The 21,856-nt window shown below is 70.8% G+C and carries 23 protein-coding genes; 6 read left to right on the top strand and 17 right to left on the bottom strand.

Features of this window, described 5'->3' with window-relative positions:
• Positions 1-66: 66 nt before the first annotated feature.
• The 3 genes from G5C60_RS28565 to G5C60_RS28555 form a co-directional block, all read right to left on the bottom strand.
• On the bottom strand, positions 67-1,224 hold the full coding sequence (locus tag G5C60_RS28565) for an ROK family transcriptional regulator (RefSeq protein ID WP_165263811.1): 1,158 nt from the start codon (positions 1,222-1,224) through the stop codon (positions 67-69).
• Between the two features lie 100 nt (positions 1,225-1,324).
• On the bottom strand, positions 1,325-1,987 hold the full coding sequence (locus G5C60_RS28560) for a response regulator transcription factor (protein WP_165263810.1): 663 nt from the start codon (positions 1,985-1,987) through the stop codon (positions 1,325-1,327).
• A gap of 14 nt (positions 1,988-2,001) precedes the next feature.
• Positions 2,002-3,174: a sensor histidine kinase gene (locus G5C60_RS28555; protein ID WP_165263809.1), complete on the bottom strand. Its 1,173-nt coding sequence runs from the start codon at positions 3,172-3,174 to the stop codon at positions 2,002-2,004.
• 108 nt (positions 3,175-3,282) lie between these two features.
• Here G5C60_RS28555 and G5C60_RS28550 point away from each other — a divergent pair, with 108 nt between their 5' ends.
• From G5C60_RS28550 to G5C60_RS28540, 3 genes are all read left to right on the top strand, one after another.
• Positions 3,283-4,251 carry an ABC transporter ATP-binding protein gene (locus G5C60_RS28550; RefSeq protein WP_165263808.1) on the top strand — a complete coding sequence of 323 codons (969 nt, stop codon included), beginning with the start codon at positions 3,283-3,285 and terminating at the stop codon, positions 4,249-4,251.
• Positions 4,252-4,253: 2 nt separating this feature from the next.
• Entirely contained in the window at positions 4,254-4,976 is a 723-nt protein-coding gene (locus tag G5C60_RS28545; protein ID WP_165263807.1) for an ABC transporter permease, read from the top strand.
• Positions 4,977-5,039: 63 nt separating this feature from the next.
• On the top strand, positions 5,040-5,483 hold the full coding sequence (locus G5C60_RS28540; RefSeq protein ID WP_165263806.1) for a hypothetical protein: 444 nt from the start codon (positions 5,040-5,042) through the stop codon (positions 5,481-5,483).
• Positions 5,484-5,503: 20 nt separating this feature from the next.
• On the opposite strand, the gene mug is transcribed toward G5C60_RS28540, so the two are convergent.
• Together mug and purB are read right to left on the bottom strand one after the other, a co-directional pair.
• Positions 5,504-6,049 (bottom strand): G/U mismatch-specific DNA glycosylase, encoded by a 546-nt coding sequence (gene mug / locus G5C60_RS28535; protein ID WP_165263814.1) that lies wholly within the window; start codon positions 6,047-6,049, stop codon positions 5,504-5,506.
• Positions 6,046-7,488: an adenylosuccinate lyase gene (gene purB, locus G5C60_RS28530; protein WP_165263805.1), complete on the bottom strand. Its 1,443-nt coding sequence runs from the start codon at positions 7,486-7,488 to the stop codon at positions 6,046-6,048. The genes mug and purB overlap by 4 nt, the downstream gene beginning before the upstream one ends.
• 234 nt (positions 7,489-7,722) lie before the next feature.
• On the opposite strand from purB, the gene G5C60_RS28525 reads away from it, so the two are divergent.
• Entirely contained in the window at positions 7,723-8,088 is a 366-nt protein-coding gene (locus G5C60_RS28525; protein ID WP_165263804.1) for a hypothetical protein, read from the top strand.
• Between the two features lie 2 nt (positions 8,089-8,090).
• On the opposite strand, the gene G5C60_RS28520 is transcribed toward G5C60_RS28525, so the two are convergent.
• The 8 genes from G5C60_RS28520 to G5C60_RS28485 form a co-directional block, all read right to left on the bottom strand.
• Positions 8,091-8,441, bottom strand: coding sequence for a DUF4326 domain-containing protein (locus tag G5C60_RS28520; protein ID WP_165263803.1), 351 nt, complete (start codon positions 8,439-8,441; stop codon positions 8,091-8,093).
• A 152-nt stretch (positions 8,442-8,593) separates the two neighbouring features.
• On the bottom strand, positions 8,594-9,376 hold the full coding sequence (locus G5C60_RS28515) for an SGNH/GDSL hydrolase family protein (protein ID WP_165263802.1): 783 nt from the start codon (positions 9,374-9,376) through the stop codon (positions 8,594-8,596).
• Between the two features lie 48 nt (positions 9,377-9,424).
• Complete coding sequence (locus G5C60_RS28510) at positions 9,425-10,441, bottom strand: hemolysin family protein (RefSeq protein WP_165263801.1); 1,017 nt, start codon at positions 10,439-10,441, stop codon at positions 9,425-9,427.
• Complete coding sequence (locus G5C60_RS28505; RefSeq protein ID WP_165263800.1) at positions 10,438-11,772, bottom strand: hemolysin family protein; 1,335 nt, start codon at positions 11,770-11,772, stop codon at positions 10,438-10,440. Before G5C60_RS28505 ends, G5C60_RS28510 begins: the two co-directional genes overlap by 4 nt.
• A 189-nt stretch (positions 11,773-11,961) precedes the next feature.
• Positions 11,962-12,387 (bottom strand): GNAT family N-acetyltransferase, encoded by a 426-nt coding sequence (locus G5C60_RS28500; protein ID WP_165263799.1) that lies wholly within the window; start codon positions 12,385-12,387, stop codon positions 11,962-11,964.
• A gap of 56 nt (positions 12,388-12,443) precedes the next feature.
• A complete protein-coding gene (locus G5C60_RS28495; RefSeq protein ID WP_165263798.1) occupies positions 12,444-13,349 on the bottom strand; it encodes an LLM class F420-dependent oxidoreductase in 906 nt (301 codons plus the stop codon).
• Positions 13,350-13,394: 45 nt separating this feature from the next.
• Positions 13,395-15,962 carry an FtsX-like permease family protein gene (locus G5C60_RS28490; protein WP_165263797.1) on the bottom strand — a complete coding sequence of 856 codons (2,568 nt, stop codon included), beginning with the start codon at positions 15,960-15,962 and terminating at the stop codon, positions 13,395-13,397.
• 11 nt (positions 15,963-15,973) lie between these two features.
• The gene (locus tag G5C60_RS28485) at positions 15,974-16,876 is read right to left on the bottom strand and encodes an ABC transporter ATP-binding protein (RefSeq protein WP_165263796.1); all 903 of its coding nucleotides are present in this window, start codon (positions 16,874-16,876) and stop codon (positions 15,974-15,976) included.
• A gap of 184 nt (positions 16,877-17,060) precedes the next feature.
• Between G5C60_RS28485 and G5C60_RS28480 the strand changes: the two genes are divergently transcribed.
• Together G5C60_RS28480 and G5C60_RS28475 are read left to right on the top strand one after the other, a co-directional pair.
• Complete coding sequence (locus G5C60_RS28480) at positions 17,061-17,288, top strand: antitoxin (RefSeq protein ID WP_165263795.1); 228 nt, start codon at positions 17,061-17,063, stop codon at positions 17,286-17,288.
• A 37-nt stretch (positions 17,289-17,325) separates the two neighbouring features.
• Positions 17,326-17,664: a fic family toxin-antitoxin system, toxin component gene (locus G5C60_RS28475; protein ID WP_165263813.1), complete on the top strand. Its 339-nt coding sequence runs from the start codon at positions 17,326-17,328 to the stop codon at positions 17,662-17,664.
• 67 nt (positions 17,665-17,731) lie between these two features.
• Here the strand turns inward: G5C60_RS28475 and G5C60_RS28470 are convergent, their stop codons facing one another.
• Genes G5C60_RS28470 through bioB form a run of 4 tightly spaced genes read right to left on the bottom strand, consistent with a single transcriptional unit; the run spans position 17,732 to position 21,720 of the window.
• The gene (locus G5C60_RS28470) at positions 17,732-18,421 is read right to left on the bottom strand and encodes a class I SAM-dependent methyltransferase (RefSeq protein ID WP_165263794.1); all 690 of its coding nucleotides are present in this window, start codon (positions 18,419-18,421) and stop codon (positions 17,732-17,734) included.
• Positions 18,422-18,447: 26 nt separating this feature from the next.
• A complete protein-coding gene (gene bioD, locus G5C60_RS28465; RefSeq protein ID WP_165263793.1) occupies positions 18,448-19,236 on the bottom strand; it encodes a dethiobiotin synthase in 789 nt (262 codons plus the stop codon).
• 26 nt (positions 19,237-19,262) lie between these two features.
• Positions 19,263-20,561 carry an adenosylmethionine--8-amino-7-oxononanoate transaminase gene (locus G5C60_RS28460; RefSeq protein WP_165263792.1) on the bottom strand — a complete coding sequence of 433 codons (1,299 nt, stop codon included), beginning with the start codon at positions 20,559-20,561 and terminating at the stop codon, positions 19,263-19,265.
• Positions 20,554-21,720, bottom strand: coding sequence for a biotin synthase BioB (bioB, locus tag G5C60_RS28455; RefSeq protein WP_165263791.1), 1,167 nt, complete (start codon positions 21,718-21,720; stop codon positions 20,554-20,556). The genes G5C60_RS28460 and bioB overlap by 8 nt, the downstream gene beginning before the upstream one ends.
• Positions 21,721-21,856: the final 136 nt, after the last annotated feature.

Below are 21,856 nucleotides of genomic sequence, written 5' to 3'. Positions count from 1 at the left end.
CTGGGGGCGGAGCCCCCAGGGATGGGAAGGGTAGGGGCGGCGGGGGCGAGAAACCCCCTCCACCCCTCAGCGGCGAGCGGTAACCGTGCCCTCCACCGCGAACAACTGCTCCTCCACGTGATCGAGAGCGAGCCGCAGCGCCCCCGTCGCCACGGCGGCCTCACCCAGGAGAGAGAGCGCCACCCGCGGCGGCCGCAGACAGTAGCGCGACAACTCCTTGCGCAGCGGCTCCAGCACGCCGTCGATCCCCGCCGCCCAGCCGCCGACCACGACGAGCTCCGGGTCGAGGGCCAGGACCAGCGCCGCCACATCGTGCACCAGGCGCTGGATGAAGCGGTCGACGGCCGCCCGGGCCCGCTGATCGCCCTCGCGTGCGTGCGCGAAAACCTCCGCGACCGCCTGCTCGTCGAGTGGATGCAACGGCTCGTCGGTGGTGGACAGCAGCGTCTCCGGAGTCGCCTCGCGGCCCAGCAGATGCAGCGCGCCGATCTCCCCGGCCGCGCCCCCGTAACCCCGGTGCAGCCGTCCGCCGATCAGCGACCCGGCGCCCGGGCTCAGCCCCGCCAGCACGAACACCATGTCGTCGGACTCCGTGGCCGCGCCCTTCCAGTGTTCGGCGACCGCCGCGGCGTTGGCGTCGTTCTCCACCAGCACCGGACACTTGAAGGAGCGGCGCAGCCGCTCACCCAGGTGCAGCCCCGTCCACTCCGGCAGCGCCGCACCCAGGCGTACGGTGCCGTCCGCCTCGATGATGCCGGGTGTGCCCACACCCACGGCCCGCAGGGAGCCGCGCGCGACGCCGGCGTGGCGGAGCAGCTCGGCGACGGCGGTACGCAGCCGGTCCAGCCGTTCGTCCGCCGACGCCGTCTCACAGACGTCCTTGGCCGTCGTGCCCAGGATCCGGCCGTCCAGGTCGGCGAGGAGCGCGGCCACTCGGTGCGAGCCGATGTCAAGACCCAGCAGATGGCCCGCCTCGGCCCGGAAGCGATACCGGCGCGCGGGCCGCCCCTGGCGCCGGGCGGCGCCCTCCTCCGCCGCGGTCTCGACGACGAGGCCGCCTGCGACGAGCCCCTCGACGACGCCCTCGACGGTGGGCCGGGACAGTCCGGTCACCCGGGTGATCTCGGTGAGTGTCGCGCAGTCCGTGGCCCGCAGCGCGTGCAGCACCACCGCGGAGTTGATCCTTCGCAGCAGAGAGGGGTCCCCGCCGGTCAGCTGCCCCAACGTCCGTCCTCCCAGCTCGTGCGCGTGTTTGGCGGGATCGTACTCGGCGCGGCCGACCCCGGCGAGTGCCTGGCACCAGCCCCTTGCCGGGAGCCCCGGATCAACCGGGCGCCGCGAACCCCGACTCGTATGCCGCGATCACCGCCTGCGTCCGGTCCCGCGCACCCAACTTCGCCAGTACGGCGCTGACATGGGACTTCACCGTCTCGGTCCCGACGATCAGCCGCTCGGCGATCTCCGCGTTGGACAACCCCCGGGTCATCAGCCGCAGCACCTCGGCCTCGCGCTCGGTCAGAGAGGCCCGCTCCAGGGCCGCCCGCGCCGCGGGATTCCCGCCACCGTCCCCGTACTCGGCGGCCAGCTGCCGCACCGACGCCGGGAACAGCAGCGACTCGCCCTCGGCGACCAGCCGCACGGCGTGCACGATCTCCGCGGGCCGCGCCCGCTTCAGCAGAAACCCGTCGGCACCCGCACGCAGCGCCTCGTACACGTACTCGTCGTTCTCGAAGGTCGTCACCACGAGGATCTTCGGCGGCCGGTCGAAGCTCCGCAGCACCGCGCGCGTGGCCTCGATGCCGTCCAGCAGTGGCATACGTACGTCCATGGCGACGACGTCCGGCCGCAACTGCCGCACCAGCGGGATCACCGCGGCGCCGTCTGCCGCCTCGCCGACGACCTCGATGTCGGGCTGAGCGGACAGGACGGCACGCAGACCCGCTCGTACGAGGGGCTCGTCGTCGACGATGAGAACGGTGACCGGCATCCGGTCAGCGTAGGTCAGCGCAGCGGCAGCTCGGCGTGCACCTGCCAGTCGCCGTCGTCCGGGCCGGTTCGCGCGCCGCCGCCGAGCAGCGCCGCGCGCTCCCGTATGCCCCGCAGGCCACTGCCCCTGCCCGGCCCGGATATCGCCGCTGCCTCCGCCGTCAGGGGATTGCGCACCTCCAGGGACAGGGCCTGGTCCTCGACCGCGATACGCACCCGGACGGGTACGGGCCCCGCGTGCCGCAGCACATTCGTGAGCGACTCCTGAAGGATGCGGTAGCCCTCGCGTGAGACCGGGCCGGGAACGGTCTCCAGGGCGCCCGTCACCTCGGCGTCGACCTTCGCCCCGGAGGCGCGGGCCGACTCCAGGAGCCGGTCGGCCTCGGCCAGGGTCGGGCGGCGGCTCGCGGGCCGCTCCGACTCGCGCAGCACGCCCAGTACCCGCTCCAGGTCCTCCAGCGCGGCCCGGCCGGTGTCCTCGATGGCGCCGAGGGCCCGGTCGGTGAACTCCGGGTCGCCCGCCGCCCGCGCGGCACCCGCCTGCACCACGGCCACGGTCAGCGCGTGGCCGATCGAGTCGTGCAGTTCGCGGGCGATGCGCGTGCGCTCCAGGAGCCGTTCGGTGCGCTCCTCGAGGGCGCTCATCCGCTCGGCCGCCGACGGCCCGAGGAGACGGCGCGCGACGACCGTGATCAGCTCACCGAGACCGACCACCGCTCCATAGAGGGCGATCAGCGGTAACGGCACGAGCAGCGCGTATGCCCAGTGGGGGTGTGCCTCCGAGAGGAGCGGGATGTCGTCCGGCACATGACCGAAGGGAAGCTGGGCCAGCACCACCGCGAGGAGCGGCAGCCAGACAGTGGCCATTCCGGTCACCCATCCGAGGACCATGCGCGCTTCCAGCCACAACACGGTCCGTAGCCGGTCCCGCCACGTGGCCGACGGCGCGACGGAGATCGCCGCGTCCTGTCCACTCTGCGCGCCCGGCGTCAGCATCCACTGGGCCTGCACACCCTCGCCCAGGCGCACGGCCGGGACCAGCCCCAACGGAACCAGCGCCAGCGCGGGCACCCACGGTTTGGACGGGTCGATGAACATCCACACGCTGACGAACAGCATGGGAACCCACAGGTGCAGCAGACGGGTGTACGTCGTCCCACGGGTCAGCGGGCGCAGCAGGCGGGCCATTCCGTCATGGTGACAGCCGCCACTGACAACGGGCCTCCCCCGAGCGAGGGAGCCGATCTCCACCGGCGGGGGAGGCCCCGGGCCCCGCCTGACGGCCAGCCTTGAGCCATGACCAGCATCGACGTCCAAGACCTCACCAAGGAGTACGGCACCACACGCGCCGTGGACCGGCTGACCTTCAGCGTCGAGCCGGGCCGGGTCACCGGCTTCCTCGGTCCCAACGGCGCCGGGAAGTCCACCACCATGCGCCTGGTGCTCGGCCTGGACCGGCCGACGTCCGGTACCGCAACCCTCGCCGGCCGCCCGTACGCGACCCTCGAAGAGCCGCTGCACCACGTCGGCGCCCTGCTCGACGCACAGGCCGCCCACGGATCGCGTACCGCCCGCGACCATCTGCGCGCCCTCGCGGTCAGCAACCGCATCCCGGAGCGTCGCGTGGACGAGGTCCTGGAGGAGGCGGGGCTCGCCCCGGTCGCCCGGCGCCGGGTCAGGACGTACTCCCTGGGCATGCGCCAGCGCCTGGGCATCGCCGCGGCGCTGCTGGGCGACCCGCAGGTGGTGCTGCTCGACGAGCCGTCGAACGGGCTCGACCCCGAAGGCATCATCTGGGTCAGGGAGTTGATGGGCCGACTGGCCCGCGAGGGCCGAACCGTCCTCGTCTCCAGCCATCTGATGAACGAGACCGCGTCCTTCGCCGACCACCTCGTCGTCCTCGGCCGCGGTCGTCTGCTGGCCGACATGCCGATGCGGGAGTTCATCCACGCGCGCGTGCAGCCGCGCGTACGGGTGCGCACCACGGACGGTGCCGCGCTGCGGGGCGCGCTCGCCCGGCACGGATACGACGCCGTGGAGGGCGAGGACGATCGGTGGATCGTGCACCACGCGCGCGTGGAGGACATCGGCCGCGTCGCCTCCGGTGCGGGCGTACCCATCCTCGAACTTGCCGCGGAGGAGGGCACGTTGGAGCAGGCCTACCTCGATCTGACCGCCTCGGAGACCCAGTTCGCCGCCCAGACCTCGAAGACGTCCAAAACCTCGAAGACTTCCAAGACCTCGGACCAGCCGCAGGAGGCCTGACCATGCCGTTCGCATCCGTACTCCACTCGGAGTGGATCAAGATCCGTACTCTGCGGTCGCTGGTAGGCGGGCTCCTCGCGATCGTCATCGCCACCGCGGTCTTCTCCGCGATCGCCGGGCTCGACACCGAGGGGGACGACTTCGACCCGCTGTTCGCGGCCTTCTTCGGAGTCAGCTTCGGGCAGATCGCGGCGATCGCGTTCGGTGTGCTGGCCGTCTCGTCCGAATTCCAGGGCGGCGCCCTGCGGGTCACGCTGGCCGCCGTGCCCCACCGGGGGCGGTGGTTCGCGGCGAAGGCGACGGCGATCGGCGTCCCGGTCCTGGCCGTCGGCCTGCTCACAGGGTGCGTCAGCCTGGCCGTGGGCAAGGCGGTCCTCGGCGACCAGGCCAGCGGGCTGAGCTGGGGCGAGGGGCTGCGCGGCGTCGTGGGATGTGGACTCTATCTCGCCCTGATGGCCCTGCTCGCGGCCGGACTTGCCGCCCTGCTCCGCAGCGGAGTGGCCACCCTGAGCATCCTCATTCCGTTCCTGCTGATCGTTTCCTTCGTGGTCGGGGATCTCTCCGGCAGCGTCGCCGACTTCCTGCCCGACAAGGCGGGACAGACGGTGCTCCACGAGACGTCCGACGGCGCGCTCGGACCGTGGACCGGCCTTGCGGTGACCGCGCTCTGGGCGGCGGCCGCACTGCTGGCGGGGGCGTGGAGTGTGCGGCGTCGGGACGCCTGAGCAGCGGGTCAGTCCAGGTTGACGGTCCGCCAAATGTCAGAGCGGGCAGGTTTACTGGACCCCATGACCCTCGCGCAGCAACTTGCCACGATAGACAAGCTGTGCTCCCGGCCGTTTCCCGCGGAGCACGGCCGGTCGGACGTCGGCACCGAAGGACCCGGTTACCACATTGCCGAATTAGAGACGAGCGATGACTTCTGGGAGGACGACGGGACAGAGCGGGAGGATACTGCGGCACAGTACGAGGTCGACCGAGACGGCCTCTCCGAGCGGCTGACTGATCGCTGGGGTGAGCCGCAGAAATTCTCGCTGTGGAGCGTCCAAGAGCGCTCCATGGACGGCGAGGACATACCGGAACCGTGGGCTTCGCTCAGCGCCCACGTGCCGGACGTGCACCTGTGGAAGGACGACGAGACCGGCCGCTGGGTTGCCCTCGGGGTGTCCCAGTGGGACAAGGAGCTGCCGTTCCAACTCCTCGCCGTGGTCACCGAAATAGACCCACCGTGACCCACTAACACCGTGACCCACTAACTCTGCGAAGCCACCCGCAACCGCCCGAACTCCTCCGCCATCGTCGCCGCCGTCCAGTGCGCGTTCAGCCCACTCGGGTTGGGCAGGACCCACACGCGCGTGTCACCGATCATCCGCTCCTGCGGTCCCACCTGGGCCTTGCGGTCGTCGAAGGCCACCCGGTAGGCGGTCACGCCCACCACCGCAAGCCAGCGCGGGCGCAGACGCGTCACCTTCAGGCTCAGCAGGCGCCCGCCCTCCCGGTACTCCTCCGCGCTCAGTTCGTCCGCCCGCGCCGACGCCCGCGCCACCACATTCGTGATCCCGAGCCCGTACGAGAGCAACTCGCCCTGCTCCGAAGGCTTCAGCAGCCGGGGCGTGAATCCGGACAGGTGCAGTACCGGCCAGAATCGGTTGCCGGGACGGGCGAAATGGTGACCCGTCGCAGCGGTCATCAGACCCGGATTGATGCCACAGAAAAGAACGCGGAGGCCGTCCGTGACGACATCGGGCACGAGCCGGTCGCGGGCGGCCTCCAGTTCCGCGGGAGTGAAGCGGGTCAGAGGATCGCCCCCGGCGTGTAGCCCGCCGCCTCCGGGTGCTGCTTCACGATCTCCTCGATCCGGCCGACGACCGCGGCCACCTGGTCGGCTGCCGCGCCGGTGAAGGACAGCTTGTCGGCCATCAGCGCGTCGAGTCCGGCGCGGTCGAGCGGGATGCGCTCGTCCGCCGCCAGTTTGTCGAGCAGTTCGTTGCGCTCGGCGCCCTGCTCGCGCATCGCGAGCGCGGAGGCGACCGCGTTCTCCTTGATGGCTTCGTGCGCGACCTCACGGCCGACACCGGCGCGTACGGCACCCATCAGGACCTTCGTGGTGGCGAGGAACGGCAGATAGCGGTCCAGCTCGCGGGCGACGACCGCCGGGAAGGCACCGAACTCGTCGAGCACGGTCAGGAACGTCTCCAGCAGACCGTCCAGTGCGAAGAACGCGTCCGGCAGTGCGACGCGGCGCACCACCGAGCAGGAGACATCGCCCTCGTTCCACTGGTCGCCCGCCAGCTCGCCGGTCATCGAGGCGTAGCCGCGCAGGATCACCATCAGGCCGTTCACGCGTTCGCAGGAGCGGGTGTTCATCTTGTGCGGCATCGCCGAGGAACCCACCTGGCCGGGCTTGAAGCCCTCGGTCACCAGCTCGTGCCCGGCCATCAGGCGGATCGTCTTCGCGAGCGAGGACGGGGCCGCGGCCAGCTGCACCAGGGCCGTGACGACCTCGTAGTCGAGGGAGCGCGGGTAGACCTGGCCGACGGAGGTGAACGCCTGCGAGAAGCCGAGGTGCTGGGCGATGCGCCGCTCGAGATCCGCGAGCTTCGCCGCGTCCCCGCCCAGCAGGTCGAGCATGTCCTGGGCCGTGCCGACCGGGCCCTTGATGCCGCGCAGCGGGTAGCGGGCGAGCAGCTCTTCCACCCGGCCGTACGCGACGAGCAGCTCGTCGGCGGCGGTCGCGAAGCGCTTGCCGAGGGTGGTGGCCTGGGCGGCGACGTTGTGCGAGCGGCCCGCCATGACCAGCTCGCCGTACTCACCGGCCAGCTTGCCGAGCCGCGCAAGGACCGCCACCGTACGGTTGCGCACGAGCTCCAGGGAGAGCCTGATCTGCAGCTGCTCGACGTTCTCCGTGAGGTCGCGCGAGGTCATGCCCTTGTGGACGTGCTCGTGCCCGGCGAGGTCGTTGAACTCCTCGATCCGCGCCTTCACATCGTGCCGCGTGACCTTCTCGCGCTCCGCGATCGACGCCAGGTCGACCTGGTCGAGCACGCGTTCGTAGTCGGCGAGGGCGGCGTCCGGCACCTCGATGCCGAGATCCTTCTGGGCCCGCAGCACGGCGAGCCAGAGCTGACGCTCAAGCCTCACCTTCTGCTCGGGAGACCACAGGGTGGCGAGTTCGACCGAGGCATAGCGGCCGGCGAGGACGTTCGGGATACGGGGCTTTGCGGGCGCGGGAGTCACGTGTACGGAGTTTACCTGCCGCCCAGGGCGCCCCCTGCACGTCCACTCGGTCCATAAGACGCAGGTCAGGGACGTGACGCCGTACATCCTCGTGGTCCGGCGGTGTAGCCCGCTACACCATGCATTCGGGAGACCGGTCCCTCGTGACGTCGAGCGGGCGACGGGATCGTGGTCGGCGGAGAGCGCAACAGATCCACGGCCCGACATGAACCGACCCAAGTAAGGGACCACCCCATGACTGCGAACCGCCGACGTGCCCGCCGTACTGCCGTCATCGCCACCACCGTGGCCGGCGTCGCCCTGACCGCCGGACTCGTCACCGGCTGCGACCCCGACAGCATCGACAACTCGCTGAACTGTCTCCAGAACGCCGACACGATCTCCGACAGCCTCAAGGCAATCCATGAGGCAGGCCTCGACGCGGCGAAGGATCCCACGCGGACCGAGGAGTCCATCGACACCATCGAGAAGAACCTCGACAAGATCGATGACAAGGACAAGACCGACAACGACAAGGCCATCTTGAACGGCGACACCACCCCGGACTCCAGCAAGATCGACGCCGCGGTCGGCGCACTGAAGAACGTCTGTACGTCGTAGAGCTACGACCGCGGCTCGGAGGCGTCGGCGAGTTCCGCCAGCACGTCGGCGTGGCACAGCTCCGGTGCACACCAGCAGGCCAGCGTCTTGCCGTGCAGCTCGGGCACCAGGGCGAGGAGATCGGGGCGTTCGAGGAGGTACGCGCGGTACTTGGCCATGACCTCGGCGCGGGTTCCGTCGCGCTTCTTCTTGGCGGAGTCGGGGTTGAACGGGTTGTAGAGCGGATGCTGGGGGAGGTCCCAGCCGCCCCTGACCCAGCGGCGGCCGACGTACACGAGGTCCGCGGGGGCCTTCTCCAGCCGGGGGCCGAATTCGTGGATACGGCCCTTGAGGTTGATCACGGTGGTGGTCACGCGAGGCTCCCTTCGCGTTGCCGGACGACGCTCCCGATCATGCGCCGCGCGGCCGAACCACGCCATCGGCCGTCCGTACGCCGCACGTCAGGCTTCCCTTGCGGCACACGCGATGCTTCCCGTGCGCCGCACGCCGACCGGCCCTCGTACGCCTACGCCACCGACCCGTCGTACGGCAGCAGCTCGGGCCGTTTGGCCGGGCGGCCGTCACCCGAGGACCGGCCCGTCAGACGCCGTCCGATCCACGGCAGCAGGTACTGCCGGGCGAAGCGGACATCGGCGGTCCTGCGGGCGAGCCAACCGGGCGGCGCGCTCGCGGGCATCGGAGTGCGCCAGTCGGCGTCCTCCGCCTCGTGGCCGAGCGCCTGCCACACCGCCTCCGCGACGCGGCGGTGGCCCTCGGCCGTCAGATGGAGCCGGTCGACGTCCCACATGCGGGGATCGGCGAGCGAAGGCGCTCCGTAGAGGTCGACCACGAGCGCGCCGTGCCGGGCCGCGAGGTCGTCGACGCAGGCGAACAGCTCCTCCATGCGCGGCCGGAACCGTTCAAGTACCGGGCCCTGGCGTCCGGGGCTGCGCATGAGGACGAGCTGCTTGCAGGACGGGGCGAGGCGCTCGACGGCCTCCTCCAGGTGCCCGCGCACGCGTCCCATGTCGCACTTGGGCCGCAGTGTGTCGTTGAGCCCGCCGACCAGCGTGATCACGTCCGGCTGCATCGCCGCCGCCACGTTCACCTGGTCGGCGACGATCTGCCCGATGAGCTTGCCGCGCACGGCGAGGTTGGCGTACCGGAAGCCGGGCGCGCGAGCGGCCATCCGCCCCGCGAGCAGGTCCGCCCAGCCGCGGTACGAGCCGTCGGGCAACCGGTCCGACATGCCCTCGGTGAAGGAGTCGCCGACCGCGACAAGACTGGTGTAGATGGCATTCGTCTGCATGGCGGAAGCGATGGTATCCCGGCCACATACCCACCGGTCGGCCGCACCTCACGCCGCCGGCTGCCCGAACAACTCCCGCAGCACGTCCTCCATCGTCACCAGCCCCGCAAGGAGCCCGTCTGTGCCGCTCACCGCCGCCAGATGCGTACGACTGCGGCGCATCGCCGTGAGCACGTCGTCCAGCGGCGTGCTCTCCCGGACGCGGGCGATGGAGCGCATGTCCGCGACCCGGAACGGGAGATCGCGCGGCATCGCGTCCAGGGCGTCCTTGACATGGAGGTAGCCGACGATGCGCCGGCCGTCGTCCACGACGGGGAAGCGGGAGAAGCCGGACTCGGCGGACAGGGCCTCCAACTGCTCCGGCGTGACGCCCACGCGCGCGTAGACGATGCTTTCCAGCGGCAGGACGACGTCCCGAACGGGCCGGCGCCCCAGCTCCAGGGCGTCGTGGAGCCGCTCCTGGGCCCGGTCGTCGATCAGTCCCGCGGCGCTGGAGTCCTTGACCAGCAGGGCGAGTTCGTCGTCCGAGAAGGTCGCGGACACCTCCTCCCGTACGTCGACGCGCAGGAGCTTCAGCAGCCCGTTCGCGAACGCGTTGATCGTGAAGATCACGGGACGCAGCGCCCGGGACAGCGCGACCAGCGGCGGGCCGAGCAGCAGCGCCGAGCGCACCGGCTCGGCGAGTGCGATGTTCTTCGGCACCATCTCGCCGAGGAGCATGTGCAGATACGTCGCCACGGCGAGCGCGATCACGAACGACACCGCGTGACCCGCACCCTCCGGCACCCCGACCGCGTGGAACACCGGCTCCAGCAGATGCTCGATCGCGGGCTCCGCGACGACGCCCAGGACCAGCGTGCACAGCGTGATGCCGAGCTGCGCGGCCGCCATCAGCGCGGACACGTGCTCAAGGCCCCACAGCACGCTCCGCGCCCGCCGGTCGCCCTCCTCGGCATACGGTTCGATCTGGCTGCGGCGTACGGAGATCAGCGCGAACTCGGCGCCCACGAAGAAGGCGTTCACGACCAGCGTCGCCAGACCGATCAGCAGTTGTACGGCGGTCATCGCGTCCCCTCCTCCTGGTCTTCCTCGACGAACGGCGCGTGCAGCAGCACCCGTGCCGCCCGGTGCCCCGAGGCGTCCGTCACGTCGAGCCGCCAGCCGGCGACGTCGACGGTGTCGCCGACGGCGGGAATGCGGCCGAGTTCGGTGGCGACGAGCCCGGCCAGCGTCTCGTACGGCCCCTCGGGCACCCGCAGTCCGACTCGCGCGAGCTGGTCGGTGCGGGTCGCGCCGTCGGCCGAGTACAGAGCCCGGCCGTCGTCGTCCGTGCCGGCCACGGCCAGGTCGGGTGTCTCGTGCGGATCGTGCTCGTCCCGCACCTCGCCGACGACCTCCTCGACGATGTCCTCCAGGGTGGCGACCCCTGCGGTCCCGCCGTACTCGTCGATGACGACGGCCATCGTGCGCTTCCCGGACATCCGGTCCAGGAGCCGGTCGACGGTCAGCGACTCCGGAACGAGGAGGGGTTCGCGCATCAGCTGCGCGACCGGGCTGCGGGTCCGGCGCTCGGCGGGCACGGCCAGTACGTCCTTGATATGCGCGACACCCACGACCGAGTCGAGGTTGCCGCGGTAGACGGGGAAGCGCGACAGGCCGGTCGCCCGCGTCGCGTTGGCGACGTCCTCGCAGGTCGCCTGGACGTCCAGGGCGATGACCTGTACGCGCGGCGTCATCACGTTCTCCGCCGTGAGGTCCGCCAGGTTCAGGGTGCGCACGAACAACTCGGCGGTGTCGGCCTCCAGAGCGCCCTGCTTGGCGGAGTGCCGGGCGAGGGCCACCAGCTCCTGCGGTCCACGGGCCGAGGCCAGTTCCTCCGCGGGCTCGACCCCGAAGCGGCGTACGACACGGTTGGCGGTGTTGTTGAGGTGGGTGATGAACGGGCGGAACAGGGTGCTGAACCAGCGCTGCGGCGTCGCCACCCGCTTGGCCACCGCGAGCGGCGAGGAGATCGCCCAGTTCTTGGGCACCAGCTCGCCGACGACCATCAGGAGCACCGTCGAAAGGCCCGTACCGATGACCAGCGCGACCGAGGAGGCCGCGGAACGGCCCATGCCGGCCGTCTCCAGCGGCCCCGCGATCAGCTTGGCGATGGACGGCTCGGCGAGCATGCCGACGACCAGATTGGTGACAGTGATGCCGAGCTGCGCGCCGGACAGCTGGAAGGTGAGATTCCGTACGGCTTTGAGGGCGCCCGACGCACCGACCTCGCCGCGCTCGACGGCCCGCTCCAGCGCGCCTCGCTCGACCGTGGTCAGCGAGAACTCCGCCGCGACGAAGGCGCCACAGGCCAGTGAGAGCAGAACGGCCACCCCGAGGAGGAGCACTTCGGTCATCGGGTCACCTCCGTCCCATGGTCGGACACGGGCTGGGGGATCGCATGATGCCGGCGCGGCGGGAGGCCGCGCGGGCTGCCGGGACTGGGAGGCTCGCCCATGGGCGGACGCTCACACCTTTCCTGGAGACCTGGAGGAACGACTTGATCCCCTCATGGTAAAGGGGCAGCAAAATCGCCTGTGCCCCGGTCACTCGCCGAGCGGTTTCACCCACCTCCGCCAGTGTTCCTCGGGCGTGTACCCCGCCGCCCGCCACGCATGATGTGCGGTCTCGTTGCGCTCCAGCACCATGGCGTCGCCCCGGCGCCCGCCAAGGCGTACGAACCGCTCCTCCGCCGCGGCGAGGAGTGCCGAACCGACGCCCTGCCGCCGCTGCGCCGGGTGCACCGCGAGCCGGTACAGATGGCAGCGCCAGCCGTCGAAGCCCGCGATGACCGTGCCCACCGGCTCCCCGTCCGACTCGGCGATGATCAGCGCCTCGGGATCACGGGCGACGAGGCGCTCCACGCCGTCCCGGTCGTCGCTGATGCTGGTGCCCTCGGCGGCCACCTTCCAGAAGGCGAGGACGGCGTCGAGGTCGTCGGGCGTGGCGGCCCGTATCCGAAGATCAGTCATGGCCCGATCCCATCACGAGCGCGTGGGACGGACACCGGATTCCACGATCCGGACGGTCACTCGCCGCGCAGCGCCTCGATCACGGGCCCGAGGGCCTCCATGTACGGCTCCAGAACGGTGAGATACGAGAACCCGTACCGTTCCCGCTGCGCCCGCACCTGTTCGACGATCCGGTCCAAGGGCCCCACCAGGATGATCGGCAGCTCGAGGATCTGCTCCTCGGTCAGATGCGGTACGAGAGGCAGCCACTCCTGGACCGTGGCACTGCGGTCGTCGGTGACGACCACCATCTGGATGAGCAGATTCAGCTCCGCGGGCTCCTTACGGTCGGCCGCGAGGCGCCGGTACGTGGCCACGCGCTCGTCGAGTTCCTCGGCCGTGATCGGCGCCAGCGTTCCGGTCGGGCTGTCCGGTACCGCACGCGCGCCGGTGAAGGCCGCGATGTCGGCGTGCTCGGCGGTGAGCTTCAGCATGCGGTCGCCGTTGCCGCCGATGAGCAGTGGCACCCGCGGCTTCTGCACGGGCTGCGGTTGGTGGTCCGTCGAGCCCAGCAGCCGGTCCAACTCCTCGACCGTACGCACCAGATGGTCCACGCGCTCGCGCGGTGAGCCCCAGGGGAGGCCCGCGGTGTCATGCTCCGCCTGTACGTATCCGGTGCCGAGGCCGAGTTCGAGGCGGCCGCCCGTCAGCGCGTCCGTGGCGGCGACCTCGCGGGCCAGCAGTGCGGGGTTCCAGAAGCCGGCGTTGAGCACGAACGTGCCGAGCCGCGGTCGTTCGGTGGCCTCGGCCGCGGCGACCAGCGCCGGGAACGGGGCGACCATCCCGAGGTGGTCGGGGACCAGGATCACGTCGTAACCGAGTTCCTCGGCCCGACGGCACTTCGCTCGCCATTCCTCGGCGGGTGCTGGGGTGACCAGGTTGACGCCGAAGCGAAAGGGTCGGAGGGGCGCGGGATGCGACATGAACTCTCCTCGCCGACAAGGGGTTTGAGGCCGTCCGCGAGTCAATCACTCGTGAGCGATGGCCGCCAGCACGTTCATGCGCGAGGCACGCAACGCGGGCAGCAGCGCCGCCACGATGCCCACGACCGCCGAGCCCACCACGACCGCGACGATGGTGCCCCACGGGATCGCGAGCGCGTTCATACCCTGCAGGGCCAGGACCTGCTGCACGCACACGCCCCACACGAGCCCCAGCGCGAGCCCGAGGACCGCACCGAACACGGCGATCACCACCGACTCCAGCCGGATCATCCGCCGCAACTGCCGCCGGGCAAGACCGATCGCGCGCAGCAGCCCGATCTCGCGCGTGCGCTCCACGACCGACAGGGCGAGGGTGTTGACCACTCCGAGCACCGCGATCACGATCGCCAGGCCCAGCAGGGCGTAGACCAGATAGAGCAGTACGGCGATCTGGTTGCGGATCAGCTCCTTGTAGTCGGCCTGGTCGCGCACCTGCACCTGCGGATACGGGTCGAGCGCCTGCTCCAGGCGTTCGCGCAGCGTGTCGACGGAGGTGCCCGAGGCGGCGTTCACGTACACCGCCGAGTCCTGACCGCCGGGCACGTACCGCTCCATCGTCCCGAAGCCGAAGTACATACCTCCCTGCGCGCCGAAGCCCTCGCCGCCGTCCTGGTCGGTGAGCGCCGCCACCCTCAGTTCGGTCCGCCGGTTGCCCGGGAACTCGACGGGGATCGTGCTGCCGACGCGTACGTCGTGGTCCTCGGCGAAGTCGATGTCCATGGCCATGTTCCCGTCCGCGAGCGCGGCCGCCGTGTCGCCCTGCGCGTACGTGATGCGCGCGACCTCGTCGAGGTCGCGTTCGTAGCCCGCCGCGGCCGTCTCGACGCGGTCGCCGTCCGGCAGCCGGACCGCGACCGGCGCGAACCGCTGGCGCACGACGAGTCCCACACCGTCCGTGTCGTCCACCTTCTCGGTGACCTCCTGCGGGAACGGCTGGAAGTTGCTGTTCTGCACCACGAAGTCGGCGCCCAGCGTCTTGTCGATCTGCTCGTCGAAGGACTTGGTCATGGACGCGCTCGCCACGGACATCCCGCCGACCAGGGCGAGGCCGACCATCAGCGCCGCCGCGGTGGCACCCGTGCGACGTGGGTTGCGCAGTGCGTTGCGCTGGCTCATGCGGCCGATCGAGCCGAACACCGCTGGGAACACGCCGCCGAGGACGCGGATCACGGGGCGTACGAGGAGCGGCCCGGCGATCACGGTCGCGATGAGGGTCAGCACGACGCCGAGTCCCAGGAAGGAGGCGGCGGACGAGGTCTCCGTGGCGGTCACGCACCCGACGAGCGCGGCGGCGCCGAGCGCTCCGACGATCGTCCCCACCACGGCGCGAACCCGCAACGGCCGCCCCACACCGGCGATTTCGGCGTCGGCGAGCGCGGCCATCGGCGACACCCCGGCCGCCCGCCGAGCCGGCAGATACGCCGCGACGAACGTCACGCCGACCCCGACGACGTACGCCGAGACCGGAGTCGCCCAGCCGATGACCATCTCCGTCGACTTGATGTTCATGCCGAGCAGGCCCATGAGCTCGATCAGCCCGAACGCGAGCCCGATCCCCGCGGCCAGGCCGAGCGTGGAGCCCACGAGGCCCAGCAGGGTCGCCTCCGTGAGCACCGACCGGCGCACCTGCCGTCGGTCGGCGCCCAGCGCGCGCAACAGGCCCAGCTCACGGGTGCGCTGGGCGATCAGCATGGAGAAGGTGTTGACGATCAGGAAGACCCCGACCAGGACGGCGATACCGGCGAAGCCGAGCATCACGTACTTGATCACGTCGAGGAATCCGCCGAGTTCGGAGGCGGCGGTCTCGGCCTGCTCGTCGGCGGTCTCCACCTCGTAGGTGCCGGTGTCGAGCCGGTCGGCGACACGTTGCTTGAGCGCGGCGTCGCTCACGCCCTCCGCGGCGTCCACCTGGATGCTGGTGCCGACTCCGGTCCGGCCCAGCAGCTTGGTCTGCGCGGTCGGGCCGTCGAGGAAGACGAGCGCCGCACCGGGATTGGTGGTGGTGAAGGTCGCGATGCCGACGATCTCCACCTTGAACGAACCCGGCTGCGCGATCACGGTCAGCGTGTCGCCGATGCTGACGTCCTTCTTGTCGGCCGTGTCCGCGTCGATGAGTGCCTCGCCGGGCCCCTTCGGCTCATGGCCCGAGGTCAGTTCCACGGGGCTGCGGTCGGTGACGTACCAGTCGTTGGCGATGGTGGGGGCGCCCGTGGTCGGGCCCACCGACTCGTTGTCGCTGTCGACGACGGTGATGTTCTCGACCGAAACGTCCACATGGGTGTCGGCGACCCCGTCGACCTCGGCGATACGGTCCGCGAGGCTCGCGGGCACGGTCTCGACCGCCCCGGAAGGGAGCTGTGACTCGAGGTCCTCGCGCGGCATGACGGTCACGTCGGCCGACGTGGACGCGAAGAGCCGGTCGAAGGTGCGGGTGACCGTGTCCGAGAAGATCAGGCTGCCCGCGACGAACGCCACGGACAGGACGACGGCCAGCGCGGAGAGCAGCAGCCGTCCCTTGTGCGCGAGGAAACTCCGGAGTGTCGCCTTCAGCACGACGGCCTGCCTCAGTCCTGGTCGGGGGCGATGCCCGGGTCGGGAGCGACGCCTTGGTCGGGAGCGACGCCCTTGTCGAGTGCGACACCCTTGTCGGGGGCGATGCCCTGATCGGGGGCAGCGCCGTCCTCGAACGTCCCGCGGATGGTGTCGAACCTCTTCATGCGCTCCAGCACGGCCTCCGCCGAGGGCCGCGCCATCTCGTCCACGATCCGCCCGTCCCCGAGGAACAGCACCAGGTCGGAGTGGGCGGCCGCGCCCGGGTCGTGCGTGACCATGACGACGGTCTGGCCCAGTTCGTCGACGGCGCTCCGCAGGAAGCCGAGGACTTCGAGCCCGGCCCGCGAGTCGAGGTTGCCCGTCGGTTCGTCGGCGAAGATCAGCTCGGGGCGCGAGGCCAGCGCGCGGGCGCAGGCGACGCGCTGCTGCTGGCCGCCGGACAGCTGCGCGGGCCGGTGCTTGAGGCGGTCCCGCAGGCCGAGCGTGTCGATGACCTGGTCCAGCCACTTCTCGTCGGGCTTCTTGCCCGCGATGTCCATGGGCAGCGTGATGTTCTCGATGGCGTTCAGCGTCGGGATCAGGTTGAACGACTGGAACATGAAGCCGATCCGGTCCCGGCGCAGCCGTGTCAGCTCGCGCTCCTTCAGCCCGGTGATCTCGGTGTCACCGAGCCACACCTGTCCGGCCGACACGGTGTCGAGACCCGCCAGACAGTGCATCAGCGTGGACTTCCCCGAGCCCGACGGGCCCATGACCGCGGTGAAGCGGCCACGCGCGATGTCCACGTCGACCGAGTCGAGAGCGAGCACGGTCGTCTCGCCCGTGCCGTACGCCTTGGTCAGACCACGGGCGCGGGCCGCGATCTCCTCGGCGTCGGTGCGCCCGAGGACGTGCTCCGCAGCTGCTGTGGGCAAGGCCGCCTCCTAGGTCGGACTTCGGTGTCCGCGGGCGAGCCTAATGTGATCCCGCGCACACTTGGTATCCCTCCCAAGTCCGAGTCGGTCTCCGTCGCAGGTCGATGCCCCTGAGTTTGATGTAAGGGGCACCCTTAGTGGATGCCCCCTTGCTCTGCTAGCACCCTGGCGCTAGCTTCAAAGCATGGCGAAGACTCAATTGAACGTACGCGTGGACGAGGGCACCGCCCGGGCCGCGCGCGAGCGAGCCCTGGCCCGCGGCATGAGCGTCAACCGCTACATCGAAGAGCTGGTCAAACAGGACACCGGGGAAGTGGGCCACACCTTTGTCGAGGCCGCGGCCGACTTCATGAAGCAGTACGAGTCCGTGTTCGCCGAGGAGTTCGGCCCGGAGCGAGAAGGCCGTCGCTGAGCCCTTGAACGTCAGAGTCGATCTTGCCTGGCTGCTCATGGTCGCCGAACAGAAGACTCCGGGAGATCCCCAGGTCACCGACTGGGGAGCCCTCGTCGCCGCGGTCAGCCGGCACGAGGCGGAGATATTCGGCGTTCCCGTCTACGACAGCCCGCACGCCCGCGCCGCCGCGCTGCTTCAGCTCCTGCTGCACGTCCCGGCACTCGAACGCTCCAACGCGATGTTCGCCATGGCCGTCGCGTACGCCTATCTCGTCGCCAGCGGCCTGAAGGTCGTCACCTCTCCCGAGCAGGTCCGCGACCTCGCCCGCCTGGTGAAGACCGGCGATGCGACCGTGCAGGACATCACGCGCGAACTGCGGCAGTGGAGCCTGTGATCCTGAAGGGGCTCTGGTCCTGGAGGGAGCCCTGGTCCTTGTCCTTGAGGCTCTAGTCCTTGAGGCTCTAGTCCTTGAGGTCGGGGCGGCGCGCCGTACCGATCACGCAGTACGAGGACGGCGTACGCAGCCCCCTCTCGGGTACCAACACCCGCCGGTACGGGCCCAGTTCGTACCCGGCGTCCCGCAACGCGCCGAGGACGTCCCGGCTCACATGACAGCCGCCGAACAGCAGCGGCCACACAGTGTGGTCCAGGACCCGCTGGGTGACGCCCATCGCCGCGCCGCCGCCCTTGCCGTGCTCGAAGAACCGCAGCTCGCCGCCGGGGCGCAGGACGCGGCGTATCTCGGCCAGGGCCCTCGGCACGTCTCGTACGCTGCACAGCACCAGCGACGCGACCGCCGCGTCGAACGCCTCGCTCTTGACCGGCAGCGCCTCCGCGACACCCGGCACCACGTCGACGGGCACGTCGGAGCGCAGGGCCGCGGTCACCGCCAGCTGCCGCAGGCTGCGCTCGGGTTCGATGGCGACGACCTCCGAGACGGTGCTCGGGTAGTGGGCGAAGTTCAGTCCGTTGCCGGCGCCGATCTCGATCACCCGGCCCGAGAGTCCCGCCAGCAGCTCGTCGCGGTGCGGGCCGATGGCCGGCTCGGAGGCGACACTCAACTTGGCGTAGAAGCGGGCGAAGACCGGGTGGTGGACCGGGGCCGGTGCTATCCGGCCGGACTTGGTGGTCCGGGAGCCGCGTGGTCGCATTGGAGACCTCCCCTGGGCGACTGGGATTACCGCGATTGTCCCCCCGCAGGCGCCCGCTCACCCGTCGGTCGTCCTGTGTGGGCCCACCCGCGCGCCTGCTCTGCCGCCTGCGCCGCGGTGAACGCATCCGCATCCCACGTCCCACCCAGCGGCGGCGCCAGCCAACTCGGCGCGGCAGCCCGGAAGTCGGCGGGCCGCAGCCGCCCCACACCCTCGGGAACCGCCCCCAGCAGCGGGGCCCCCGCCACCGCCGGAAGGTCCGCGAGGTTGCAACGCGAGGCGAGATCCGGCTCGTTCGGCCAGCTGCCCACGACGACGCCGAGCAAGTGGAGCTGCCGGGCGCGCAGTTCGCGGGCGGTCAGCTCCGTCGTGTTGAGGGTGCCGAGTCCGGCGGAGGCCACCACCAGCACAGGTGCGTCCAGCAGGCGTGCCGCGTCCGCCAGCGTGCCGCCCTCGTCGTCGAAACGTACGAGCAGCCCGCCCGCCCCCTCGACCAGCACAAGGTCGTGCTCGGCGGCCAGCTTGCCCGCCGCCTCCGCCACTTCGGACGCCCGCACCGGCGCGAGACCGGCCCTCCGTGCGGCCGTCGCGGGCGCCAACGGCTCGGGAAACCGGGCGAGTTCGAGCGCCGTCACCGCGCCCGCGAGCCGGGCCACCTCGTCGGCGTCCCCGCGCTCGTCCGGACGTACGCCCGTCTGTGCGGGCTTGAGCACGGCCACGGACCGTCCGGCGGCGACGGCGGCCGCGGCGACGGCCGCGGTCGTGACCGTCTTGCCGACCTCCGTGCCCGTCCCCGTGATCACCAGTACCGGCATGGCATCTCCCCGCTCAAGCTCCCTGCTCACCCTTCCCGCGCCGCCGCGCACACCGCGCGCGCGATCCGCGCCACGTCCGCGTCGCCCGTGACGTACGGCGGCATCGTGTAGACGAGGTCGCGGAACGGCCGCAGCCACACACCCTCCCGCACCGCCGCACGCGTCGCCGCCGCCATGTCGACCTCGTGGTCCAACTGCACGACGCCGATGGCCCCGAGGACCCGTACGTCCCTGACACCCGGGAGCTCCGAAGCCGGAGCCAGCCCCTCCCGCAACCCCGTCTCGATGCGCTTGACCTCGGTCTGCCAGTCCTGGCCGAGGAGCACATCGATGGAGGCACAGGCCACGGCGGCGGCCAGCGGATTGCCCATGAAGGTCGGGCCGTGGGCGAGCACCGGGACCTCGCCCCGCGAGATCCCCTCGGCGACCCGTGACGTGCACAGCGTGGCCGCCATCGTCATATAGCCGCCGGTCAGAGCCTTGCCCACGCACATCACATCCGGCGTCACCCCCGCGTGGTCCGCCGCGAACAGCGCACCCGTACGCCCGAACCCGGTCGCGATCTCGTCGAACACGAGCAGCACGCCGTACGCGTCGCACGCCTCGCGCAGCACCCGCAGATACGCGGGGGAGTGGAACCGCATCCCGCCAGCGCCCTGCACCACCGGCTCCACGATCACCGCGGCCAGCTCATCGGCGTGGCGCTCGATCAGCGAGCGCAGCTGATCCGCGTACGCCTCCTCGTACTCGGGCGGAGGTGGATCCGCGAACACCTGCCGGGGCAGCACCCCCTGCCACAGCTCGTGCATCCCGCCCTCGGGATCGCAGATGGACATCGGCTGCCAGGTGTCGCCGTGGTAGCCGCCGCGCCAGGTCAGCAGGCGCTGCTTGCCCGGACGGCCGAGTGAACGCCAGTACTGCAGGCACATCTTGACCGCGACCTCGACCGAGACCGAGCCGGAGTCCGCGAGGAAGACATGCTCGAGGCCCTCGGGTGACATGTCGACAAGACGCTTCGCCAGGCGCACGGCGGGCTCGTGCGTGAGCCCGCCGAACATGACGTGGCTCATCCGCCCGAGCTGCTCGCGCACCGCGTCGTTGAGCACGGGGTGGTTGTAGCCGTGGATGGCCGACCACCAGGAGGACATGCCGTCCACCAGCTCGCCCGGCTCGCCGGCGATCCTCAGCCGTACCCCGCTCGCCGACTCCACGACGAGCGGTTCCTGACGGCCGGGCATCGGCCCGTACGGATGCCAGACGTGTCGCCGGTCCAGGTCGAGCAGCTCGCTCACGGAAAGCTCGGGCAGGTCAGGCAGGTCAGGCATTGGGTGCGAGATCCGTTCCGGCACCCCGGCGGCGTACGGCGACCAGATCCGTACGCGCTTCGGGGATCGCCTCCGAAGCGGAGGAGCCGGCGGAGGAACCAGCGGAGGAGCCGGCGGAGGAACCGCATGCGCCCTGCGAGCCGCACCCGCCGGGCGCCCGATGCTCGGGCAGCGTCACCTCGCCCGTGCCCTCCACCTCGAACCCGGCGTCCGCGATCATGTCCAGGTCAGCCCTGCCCGCCTGGCCCTCGCTCGTGAGGTAGTCGCCGAGGAAGATCGAGTTGGCGAGGTGGAGCGCGAGCGGCTGCATCGTACGGAGGTGGACCTCGCGGCCACCGGCGATGCGCACCTCGACGTCCGGGCAGACGAACCGGACCATCGCGAGGATGCGCAGACAGCGCTGCGGGGTGAGGTTCCACTCCTTGGCGAGCGGGGTGCCCTCGAAGGGGATCAGGAAGTTGACGGGGATCGAGTCCGGGTCCAGTGCGCGCAGCGCGTACACGACGTCGACCAGGTCCTCGTCGCTCTCGCCCATGCCCGCGATCAGACCCGAGCAGGCGGACAGGCCCGCCGCGTGCGCCTTCTGGACCGTGTCGACGCGATCGGCGTACGTGTGGGTGGTCGTGATGTCCCCGTACGTCCCCTCGGACGTGTTGAGGTTGTGGTTGTAGGCGTCCGCGCCCGCCGCGCGCAGCCGCTCGGCCTGGCCGTCGGAGAGGAGACCGAGGCAGGCGCACACCTCGACGCCCTCGTTCTGGTCCTTGATCGCCTTGATGGTGTCCGAGACCCGGTCGACGTCACGGTCCGTCGGGCCGCGTCCGCTCGCCACCAGACAGACCCGCTTGGCACCGCCCGCGAGCCCGGCGGCCGCGGCCTCCGAGGCCTGGTCGGGCTTCAGCCAGGTGTACTTGAGGATCTCGGCCTTGGAACCGAGGCGCTGGGAGCAGTACGAGCAGTCCTCGGGGCACAGGCCCGACTTCAGGTTGACCAGATAGTTGAGTTTCACCCTTCGGCCGAACCACTGCCGCCGTACCTTGCCGGCCGCGGCCACCACATCGAGGAGTTCGTCGTCGGAGGTGGCCAGCACGGCCAGCGCCTCGTCGCGGGTCGGCAGCTCGCGCCGAAGCCCCTTGTCCACCAGCGTGTTCAGCAGGTCCATGGGGTCAGATCCTGGCCTATCCGACCGGGCGGGGCCAAGGAGAGTTCGTACAACAGACGCGGTTCGACGTGTGGTTTTTTCCACATCATGGGTGGCTGGCCGCCCCGCTAGGGTCTGTGCACTGCCTACAAAAGGC

This window comes from Streptomyces scabichelini (genome assembly GCF_011045015.1).
GTDB classification, from domain to species: domain Bacteria; phylum Actinomycetota; class Actinomycetes; order Streptomycetales; family Streptomycetaceae; genus Streptomyces; species Streptomyces scabichelini.
This window is presented reverse-complemented; position numbering and strand designations above follow the sequence as displayed.